General features: G+C 68.0%; 7 protein-coding genes. 6 read left to right on the forward strand and 1 reads right to left on the reverse strand.

Annotated features, from left to right (window positions below; all coding sequences use genetic code 11):
• Positions 1-81: 81 nt before the first annotated feature.
• A complete protein-coding gene (rraA, locus tag I6U14_RS15850; RefSeq protein WP_296900490.1) occupies positions 82-564 on the forward strand; it encodes a ribonuclease E activity regulator RraA in 483 nt (160 codons plus the stop codon).
• Between the two features lie 224 nt (positions 565-788).
• Positions 789-2,528 carry a bifunctional isocitrate dehydrogenase kinase/phosphatase gene (gene aceK / locus I6U14_RS15855; RefSeq protein WP_296900491.1) on the forward strand — a complete coding sequence of 580 codons (1,740 nt, stop codon included), beginning with the start codon at positions 789-791 and terminating at the stop codon, positions 2,526-2,528.
• A gap of 125 nt (positions 2,529-2,653) precedes the next feature.
• Here the strand turns inward: aceK and I6U14_RS15860 are convergent, their stop codons facing one another.
• Entirely contained in the window at positions 2,654-3,034 is a 381-nt protein-coding gene (locus tag I6U14_RS15860; protein WP_296900492.1) for a DUF3775 domain-containing protein, read from the reverse strand.
• Between the two features lie 584 nt (positions 3,035-3,618).
• Here I6U14_RS15860 and I6U14_RS15865 point away from each other — a divergent pair.
• From I6U14_RS15865 to I6U14_RS15880, 4 genes are all read left to right on the forward strand, one after another.
• A complete protein-coding gene (locus I6U14_RS15865) occupies positions 3,619-5,025 on the forward strand; it encodes a ribonuclease J (protein ID WP_296900493.1) in 1,407 nt (468 codons plus the stop codon).
• Positions 5,026-5,102: 77 nt separating this feature from the next.
• Positions 5,103-5,912 (forward strand): M48 family metallopeptidase, encoded by an 810-nt coding sequence (locus I6U14_RS15870; protein WP_296900494.1) that lies wholly within the window; start codon positions 5,103-5,105, stop codon positions 5,910-5,912.
• Positions 5,913-5,952: 40 nt separating this feature from the next.
• Positions 5,953-7,176: a lipocalin-like domain-containing protein gene (locus I6U14_RS15875; protein ID WP_296900495.1), complete on the forward strand. Its 1,224-nt coding sequence runs from the start codon at positions 5,953-5,955 to the stop codon at positions 7,174-7,176.
• A 220-nt stretch (positions 7,177-7,396) separates the two neighbouring features.
• Positions 7,397-8,839 carry a c-type cytochrome gene (locus I6U14_RS15880; protein WP_296900496.1) on the forward strand — a complete coding sequence of 481 codons (1,443 nt, stop codon included), beginning with the start codon at positions 7,397-7,399 and terminating at the stop codon, positions 8,837-8,839.
• The last annotated feature ends 134 nt before the right edge of the window (positions 8,840-8,973 follow it).

Consider the following 8,973-nt stretch of genomic DNA (forward strand, 5'->3'; position numbering starts at 1 on the left):
ATTCCCACCACACCTCGCTCCAGTCTTCCTATGTCGAAACCCCGCCGCCACCAAAGCGTGGCTGACGAAACCAGACACCCCATGCCTGACCTCTCCACCGCCGACCTCTACGATCGCCATGGCGAGGCGCTCGGCGTCTGCGCCCCCATCTTTCACGACTTTGGCGGCCGCACTGCGTTCGACGGCAAGGCTGTCACGGTCAAGTGCTTCGAGGACAACTCCCGCATCAAGGAAGCCCTCGCGGAGCCCGGCGACGGACGGGTCCTGGTCGCAGACTGCGGCGGCTCGCTGCGCTGCGCTATGCTCGGCGACCTGATCGCCGCGAGCGCCGTGGAGCACGGCTGGGCTGGTGTGATCCTGACCGGCTGCGTTCGCGACACCGCCGTGCTCGCCGGTATGGCGCTCGGCGTCAAGGCCCTCGGTGCCACACCCCGCAAGAGCACACGCCGGGGCGAGGGTCAGCGCGACCTCTCGGTGGAAGTCGCGGGCGCGCAGGTCAAGCCCGGTGACTGGGTGTATGCGGACGCGGACGGTGTACTGATCGCCCGGGAGCGGCTGACATGAGTAGGCGCGCGGCGGCGGCGCCAGCTGTCGTCGTCGGCTATTCGGCAAGGGCCCAGCGGCAAGAGCGCCGCGCCGCGCCGGGCGCCGTCGGCCAGTTGCGCCTCTGCACGCCAAGCGGCAATCCGCTCTCGCCGGCCCTTGTCGGTGCGGCCCTCGCCCCTCAGCCCTCGGCCCTCGGCCCCGTCCCCGGTGCCGAGCAGTCACTGCAAGCGCGGCGCAACTAAATGGCTTGGATCGAGGCCAAACAGCTCGCTGAGGCCATCCTTGATGGCTTCGACCGCCACTATCGTCTCTTTCGCGCCATCACCGCCGACGCGCGGCTGCATTTCGAGCAGGCGAACTGGATCGCCGCGAACCGTTGCGCCCGAGAGCGTATCGACTTCTACGACTGCCGCGTGAGCGAGACTGTCGCTGTGCTGCGCCGTGAGTTCCACCTGCGCACCGCCGACGACAACCTCTGGCGACGCGTCAAGGTCGAGTACTCGCGCCTGCTGCCCCAGCACCATCAGCCGGAGCTGGCCGAGACCTTCTACAACTCCGTGTTCTGCCGGCTGTTCGACCGCCGTTACTACAACAACGCCTACATCTTCGTCTGGCCCATGCTCTCCACCGAGCATCTCGAGGCGGAGGTGCCCATCTTCCGGCCCTACTACCCGGACCGCCACGGCTTCGCGGCCGTCATTGCCGATGTGCTGCGGGACATGGACTTCGCGCTGCCCTTTCGGAACCTGCGCCGAGACGTGCGCAACGTCATGCACGCCATTCGCGAGCGCTTCCCGCCGAACCGGGCGCGGCAGCAGAACTTCCAGCTGGCTGTGCTGTTGACACCCTTCTTCCGCAACAAGGCGGCGTACATCATCGGCAAGGCCATCAACGGCGCGCACCAGACACCGTTCGTCATCCCGGTGCTGAACGACGAGCAAGGGGGGCTCTATGTCGATGCCCTGTTGACCGGCTCCGACGAGCTCGCCAATGTGTTCAGCTTCTCGCGCGCCTACTTCATGGTGAACACGGAGGTGCCAGCGGCAGTGGTGGAATTTCTCCGCCCCCTGATGCCGCACAAGTCCAAGGCGGAGCTCTACACGGCCATCGGGCTGCAGAAGTTTGGCAAGGCGGAGTTCTACCGGGATTTCCTGAAACACCTGCGTTATTCGACGGACCAGTTCGTGGTGGCCCCTGGAATCCGCGGCATGGTGATGTGCGTCTTTACGCTGCCTTCCTTCCCCTTTGTGTTTAAAGTCATCAAGGACCGTTTTCCGCCACCGAAGGAAATGACGCCCGAGCAGGTGATGGAGAAATACCGGCTGGTGAAGCTGCACGACCGGGTCGGGCGCATGGCGGACTCTTGGGAGTATTCCCACGTGGCCTTCCCGCGGGCGCGATTCTCGGACGAGCTCATCACCATGCTGCGAGAAGAGTGCGCCAGCCGCATGACGGTGGAAGGCGATCAGGTGGTCGTAAAGCACCTCTACATCGAAAGGCGCATGTCGCCGCTCAACCTCTACATGGCCAGCGCCGATGACGAAGAGATTGCCCATGCCGCCCGCGAATACGGCGACGCCATCAAACAGCTGGCGGCCGCCAACATCTTCCCGGGCGATTTCCTGTTCAAGAACTTCGGCGTCACCCGCCAGGGCCGTGTTGTCTTCTATGACTACGACGAGCTCTGCTATCTGACCGAGTGCAACTTCCGAGATATCCCCGAGCCACCCTTCCCGGAGATGGAGTTGGCGGAGGAGCCCTGGTACACGGCGGGTCCCTCGGATGTGTTTCCGGAAGAATTCGCCACCTTCCTGCTCACCGAGCCGAGGTTCCGTAAGGCCTTCCGCGCCTGCCACGCGGAGGTCTTCGAGCCGGCCTGGTGGCGTGCCCGCCAGGCGGCGATCCGGGAAGGCGAAATGGTGGATGTCTTCCCCTACCCGACCGCGCGGCGCTTCGGCGCACCACCGGACGCCCATCACTGACGCTCAGCCCTGTGGGAGCGGCATCCTGCCGCGACGACTTCCAGCGCACCGAGGCTGATGGCTCGCGGTGAGGATGCCGCTGCCACGGAAACCGCGTCGCGGCCAGCGCAAACGCTTCGCCGGCGTCACTCGCAGGGCATGTCCAGGGCGATCATCCCCTCTTCGAGGTGGTCCGAGACCATCGGATGGGCAAGCACGTACTCCGCGGCGCGGATACTGTAGTCGCCCAGTGCCTCGTCCACGGCATCCTCCCATTCCTCAGCGGTGTAGTCGCCGCGGCCCAACCACATCAGGGCCACCAACTCGGCGCGCTGGCGCTCCGAGAAGTCGTGGACGATGCTGCGGAACTCGCCGACGTTGTAATCGTCGCCGTGGTCGGCGAGCATCTGCATTGCCCAGTCCTCGGACGAGCTGTTGCCTTCCTGCGGGATGCAGACCTCTTCTTTGGCCTGGAACTCCCGGGCCAGGGCAATCAGGCTGCAAAGTGTTTGTTGCCGGATGTGCATGCGCACAGGTGCCTCCTCAGGAGCTGTTATCCTAAAAAGAGTAGTTGGACGGTCGTCAGGGTGCGTCCCGCGGGGTGCCTGGCAAGGCACAACGACGAGGAATAGCTGTTCTATTCCGAGGAGTTGTAACGCAGCCAGGCGCCGCGCGGGGCGTGCCATGGCGGCCGTAGCGGCGCTCACCCGGTGGGTGACATGCAGCCAGTGTGGCAATCGCAACCGGTACAGCCATTTGCATACGCTCTGAAGCGGTCAACTGCTCTTTTTAGGGTTATGGTCCGCGGCGCCGCGACAGATCGTCGGCGCCGGCGTGCCGGCGGCCCCCATCGGGCCCCGTACGATGTAACTCCTCCACCCCGAGTCTACTACGGCCCCGTGCTGCGGGCGGCTGACACGGAACAACGGAAGGGCGGACGGCAGCAGACTTACGGGGCGACGGGAGCGCCCGTTCGCACGCGGCATTCCGCCTCCGCTGTCGCACCTTCCTGCACGGCAAGATGCCCAGCGCGGAATGCGCGCACATCGCCGCTGTCTTAACCAGCCCAGAAACGCTCACGTCGACTCCTGCCGATCCGCCGCACCTTCGCATGACACCGCTCCCCGCCGACACCACGCCGCGCGCCGATGAAGTGCTGTTCCTGCCCCTCGGCGGCACCGGCGAGATCGGCATGAACCTGAATCTCTACGGCCACGACGGCCACTGGCTGATTATTGACGTCGGCATCACCTTTGGCGGCGACGCCTTCCCGGACTACGACGTGCTGATGGCAGACCCGGCATTTATCGTCAGCCGCCGCCAGCGCCTCGCGGGCATCGTCCTGACCCATGCGCATGAAGACCATGTCGGCGCCGTCGCCTATCTGTGGAAGCGGCTCAAGTGCCCGGTCTATGCGACGCCCTTCACCGCTGCCATCGCCCGCTTCAAGCTCGCCCGCGCCGGCCTCGACGATGTGCCGGTACACGAGCTGCCTCTCGGCGCCCGCTTCGAAGTCGGGCCCTTCGGCGTTGAGTACATCGGCATGACCCACAGCATTCCCGAGCCCAATGCGGTGCTTATCACAACCCCTGCCGGCGCGGTGTTCCACACCGGCGACTGGAAGCTCGACGATGGGCCCGTGATAGGGTCGCGATACGATGCGCTGCGGCTGCGTGCCCTGCGCCGCGAGCCCTTGCTGGCGATGGTCTGTGATTCCACCAATGCCGTGGTCGCGGGCAGCACCGGCTCCGAGAGCGGGCTCTTCCAGCCGCTAAAGGACGTGGTGGAGGCCGCAAGCGGACGTGTCGTGGTGACATCCTTCGCGAGCAATGTGGCACGACTGGTGACCCTCGCATGCGTGGCCGAGGCCACTGGCCGGCGCTTTGGCGTCATTGGCCAGGCCATGGAGCGCATGGTTGCAGTGGCCCGGTCCACCGGCTACTGGCCCCTGGATCTGCCCGAGCTGGTGGACGCCCGCCACCTTGGCTACCTGCCGCGCGAGGAAGTCCTCGCAGTCTGCACCGGCAGCCAGGGTGAGCCGCGCTCGGCGCTCTCGCGCATGGCCGCGGACAGCCATCGCGACATCCTGCTGGACCCGGGGGACACGGTGATCTTCTCGTCCAAGCTCATCCCCGGCAATGAGCGGCCGGTGCAGCGGGTTCAGTCGCAGCTGCGCGCCCTGGGCTGCGAGCTGGTCACCGACGCCGACGCCCATGTGCACGTCTCCGGGCACCCCGCGGCGGACGACCTGCGTCGGCTGTATGATTGGGTACAGCCGCCGGCGGTGGTGCCGACCCATGGCACACCGCGCCACCTGCGCGCCAATGCCGATATCGCCCTCAGCTGTCACGTGCCGCGCGTGGCCGTGATCGAGAACGGCGACGTCTGCCGCCTGGGCAGCGACGGGCCGAGCGTGGTGGGACAGGTGGCCACCGGTCGGCTGACGCTGGACGCGGACGGTCGCCTTGCGCCGGTAGCGCCGGGCGTGCTCGCAGATATGCGGGCCACAGTCGGCTAACGACATTAACCGGCGTGCGGCAAGTCGCGCACCGGTCACGCCAGATGCATAGCCTGGTAGTCATGGAGGTCCACAGCATGTTCCAGACCCTAACCCGCACCGCCGCGCAGCTACTCATCGCAGCCTTGCTCGCCTTCGGCGTGATCGCCGGCTGCGCCACGGCGCCCGAGACCGGGCGTCAGCAGTTCATCATGATCGACCCGGCGCAGGAGGCGCAGATGGGGCTCAAGGCGTTTAACCAGCTCAAGCAGCAAAAACCCACGGTCACCAGCGGCAAGGATGCGGAGATGGTGCGCCGCGTCGGCAAGCGCATCGCCCGCGTGGCACCCGTCGCCAATGCCGAATGGGAGTTCGTGCTCTTCGAGGACGACACCCCCAACGCCTTCGCGCTGCCCGGCGGGAAGGTCGGCATCAACACCGGCATTCTCGACATCACAAAGACCGAGGCCGGCCTGGCCACGGTCATGGGGCACGAAGTTGCCCACGTCGTCGCCCGACACGGCGCCGAGCGCGCGTCACAGACCATGGGCCTGCAGGTGCTGGGCGCTATTGCCGACGCCGCATTGGCACAAAACGCCCCCGGCGCTCGCCAGGGTGTCATGCAGGCCTATGGACTGGGCGCCCAAGTGGGCGTGCTGTTGCCATACTCCCGCGTGCACGAGCTGGAGGCCGACGAGCTCGGCATGCTCTACATGGCGCGTGCCGGCTACGACCCGGCGGAGGCCGTCGAGTTCTGGCAGCGCTTCCAGGCATTCAACCGCAAGCAGGGCAGTGGCAAGCCGCCCGAATTTCTGAGCACCCACCCGCTGGACGATCGGCGCATCGCACAGCTGCGCGCATTGCTGCCACGGGCCGAAGCCGAGTATGCACGGGCGCGCAAGGGATGATCCTGCCGGCTGACCGCATCCGGCCGATTGAGCAGCGCTCATGCGGCGCCTAATCCAACGGGCGGCGCCCTGGCTCGCAGTCGGTGTCATCGCGCTGTCCGCCTGGTTGCTCTGGCCCGGCGGCACCACCACGCCGCCCCGGCTGCTGGACCCGGCCACGCTCGCCTCGGCGCTGCCGCCAGTGGCCGAGGCCGGCTTCGAGACCCCTGACGCCGCCGCCGACTGGACGCCCGAGCTGCCGCGTGATCTGGGTCCACATCCCGCCTTTCGCACCGAGCTGTGGGACCTCACCGGGCAGCTGCGCGACAGTGCCGGTCGCCGCTACGGCCTGCGGCTCACGCTGGTGCGACTCGGCCTGCGCGGACCGGAGGCTGCCGATGCGCGGAGCTCGGGGCTCGCCGCGCAAGGCCTGCTGCTGGGCCGCCTCAGCTTGGTGCCGGAGGACGGCGCACCCCTCCATGCGGAGCGTGCGAGCCGCACGGCCGCCGGACTCGCGGGTGCCACTGCTGAGCCGCCTGTCGTGTGGCTCGAGGACTGGCGGCTGGCGGTGAGCGGCGCCGAGGCCGGGGCGGGACAGCTCAGCGTCAGGCTGAACGACAGCCGTCTCGACCTCCGTCTGGTGCCGCAGAAGACCCCGATCACCCCAGCCGCAACGCTACTGGACAGCGGGGCTGGAGCGCGCCCCTCCGGCAGCGCCGACAATGCGGCTGCCTTACGCTGGCTCGCCGCGCCCAGGCTCGAGCTGGCCGGGCAGCTCCTGCTTGCGGGCGCCGAGACCCGGGTCACCGGCAGTGCCTGGCTGGATCACCTCTGGGGGGACGCCGTGGGCAGCGCCGCCGGGCTCGCCGGCAGCCGCGGGCAGCTGGCCTTGAATCGCTTTCTGCTGCAGCTCGATGACGGCAGCGAGCTGCTCTGCATTCAGCTGCGCCGCCGCGCGGGCGGTGGCACGCCGGTGCCCACCTGTCTGGTGATTGCGTCGGACGGTGGCACGCGGGTACTGCGCCGCCGGGCCCTGACACTCGCCCCCGGCGAGGCGGCTTGGCGCAGCCCCGACGGCGCCGCCACCTATCCCGTCCACTGGCAGCTCGCCGCTCCGGAGCTTGACCTGCAGCTCGACATCCATGCATTGCATCCGGACCAGGAGCTGATGCTGGGCGAGCGGCTCTGGAGCGGCGTCGTGGCCATCAAAGGCATGCGGCAGGGCAGACCTATCGCCGGCGGCGGGCGCATGGACTTGAGCGGCTACGCCGCCGCGGACAGCTGAGATGCGCACACAGCGCCGCGATCGGCTGCGCCCTAGCGACACCAGCTTGAGGCAGCAACGCCCGTTGGTGGCTCAATGCCTGCGGCAGGCTTTCAGCGGCATTGGAACCCGTTGCGCCCTCAACCTGTCGGGACCACGTAAGGACCAACGCCTGCTCCAACACAGCCCATAGCGATCGACGCGCCGTCACCCCGCCCGCAGTAGCCGAACCCCGCACCCTATGCCGACACCACCCACCAACCGCCGCTCCTCCCGCAGCCACCTCGCGTTTGCGCTGCCGCTCGCCGCCGGTATCCTGGCGCTGGTGCTCTCCGCGTGCGGCGAGCAGCCGCCGGAGGTGGTTATTGCCGAGCCCGGCGAAATCCCGCCCGCCGAGCAGCGCCCGGGTGACCCCGCAGCCGGCCGCCAAGCCCTACTGAATCGCGCCGTGGTCACCTGCGGCCTGCCCTACAGTGCTTACAAGGCCAGCACCGGCGCGCCGGCGCCGGAATACGACCTCCCGGGCCGCGAGGGTCGCAATGCGGAGCTGCCCTACCAGCTCACGGCCCACACCGCGGACAGCGGCGTGGAGCTGATCACCAGCAACTGCCTGGGCTGCCATGCCGCGCCGCTCAACGGTGAGCTCGTTATCGGTCTGGGCAATGAGTTCCTGGACTTCAACGCCGACCCGGTGATGGACGTGGAGGCGGCGGGCGCCTATGTTGAGGGCGACGCTGAGGCCGCCGCCTGGCCGGACTGGGCGGATCGGATCGCGGCCATCGCCCCCTGGACCATGACCGACACCGTCGGCGCCAACCCGGCCCAAGCCATTACCCTCGCGCTCATGGCCCACCGCGACCCGAAGACGCTCGCCTGGTCCGACGAGCCGCTGATGGAGCTGCCGCCAACAGAGGTCCTGCCCGTCAGCGTGCCGCCCTGGTGGAACCTGGATAAGAAGCACGCCGTCTTCTACAACGGTCAGGGCCGCGGCGATCACGTGGGCACCATGATCCTCGCCTCCACCACCTGTACCGACAGCGTCGCGGAGGCGCGAGAGATCGACCGCTGGTTCACCGATGTGGCAGCCTACCTGGCCACGCTGGAAGCGCCCGCTTACCCCTGGCCCATCGACCAGGCGCTGGCCGACGACGGCGAGCGCTTGTTCAACCGCGAGTGCAAGGAGTGCCATGGCCGCTACGGCCGCGGCGAGCACTATCCGAACAAGCTGGTTGGCCTGGACGAAGTCGGCACCGACCCGGCGATGGCCAACGCCGCCGTCGACGACGCCGAGGACTACATCCGCTGGTTCGAGACCTCGTTCTATGGCCGCCATGGCGACGCCGTACCCGGCCGCGGCTATATAGCCCCGCCGCTGGACGGCGTCTGGGCCACGGCACCCTATCTGCACAACGGCAGCGTCCCCACCATCGCCGCCCTGCTGGACACCAGCAAGCGCCCCACCTACTGGCGCCACGATGGCGCCGAGCCGGACTACGACCAGGCCGCGCTCGGCTGGCGGTACCGGGAGCTGGACCAAGGCCGGGAGCAGTTCGCCAGTCTGGAAGCGCAGAAGTGGGTCTACGACACGACCCGTCGTGGCTATGGTAACCAGGGGCACGACTTCGGCGACGAGCTCACTGAGCCTGAGCGCACGGCGCTCCTCGAATACCTGAAGACACTCTGAGCCACGGGCATACCATCTGAGCGTCCGCCCGCCCCCCCTCCCCCCCCCCCGCAACCGGACCCTTCCATCCCCCACCCACTCACCACTTCCCTACTCACCCCACCTCCCCGGCCGCGCCCTCCAGCACGCCACGG

It is taken from the genome of Thiohalocapsa sp. (genome assembly GCF_019695415.1).
Classification (GTDB): Bacteria; Pseudomonadota; Gammaproteobacteria; order Chromatiales; family Chromatiaceae; genus Thiohalocapsa.

Excerpts from the sequence above, each read along its gene's own strand:
- I6U14_RS15865 (WP_296900493.1), top strand. The coding sequence starts at position 3,619 with ATGACACCGCTCCCCGCCGACACCACGCCGCGCGCCGATGAAGTGCTG.
- I6U14_RS15870 (WP_296900494.1), top strand. The coding sequence starts at position 5,103 with ATGTTCCAGACCCTAACCCGCACCGCCGCGCAGCTACTCATCGCAGCC.
- I6U14_RS15880 (WP_296900496.1), top strand. The coding sequence starts at position 7,397 with ATGCCGACACCACCCACCAACCGCCGCTCCTCCCGCAGCCACCTCGCG.
- I6U14_RS15875 (WP_296900495.1), top strand. The coding sequence starts at position 5,953 with ATGCGGCGCCTAATCCAACGGGCGGCGCCCTGGCTCGCAGTCGGTGTC.
- rraA (WP_296900490.1), top strand. The coding sequence starts at position 82 with ATGCCTGACCTCTCCACCGCCGACCTCTACGATCGCCATGGCGAGGCG.
- aceK (WP_296900491.1), top strand. The coding sequence starts at position 789 with ATGGCTTGGATCGAGGCCAAACAGCTCGCTGAGGCCATCCTTGATGGC.
- I6U14_RS15860 (WP_296900492.1), bottom strand. The coding sequence starts at position 3,034 with ATGCACATCCGGCAACAAACACTTTGCAGCCTGATTGCCCTGGCCCGG.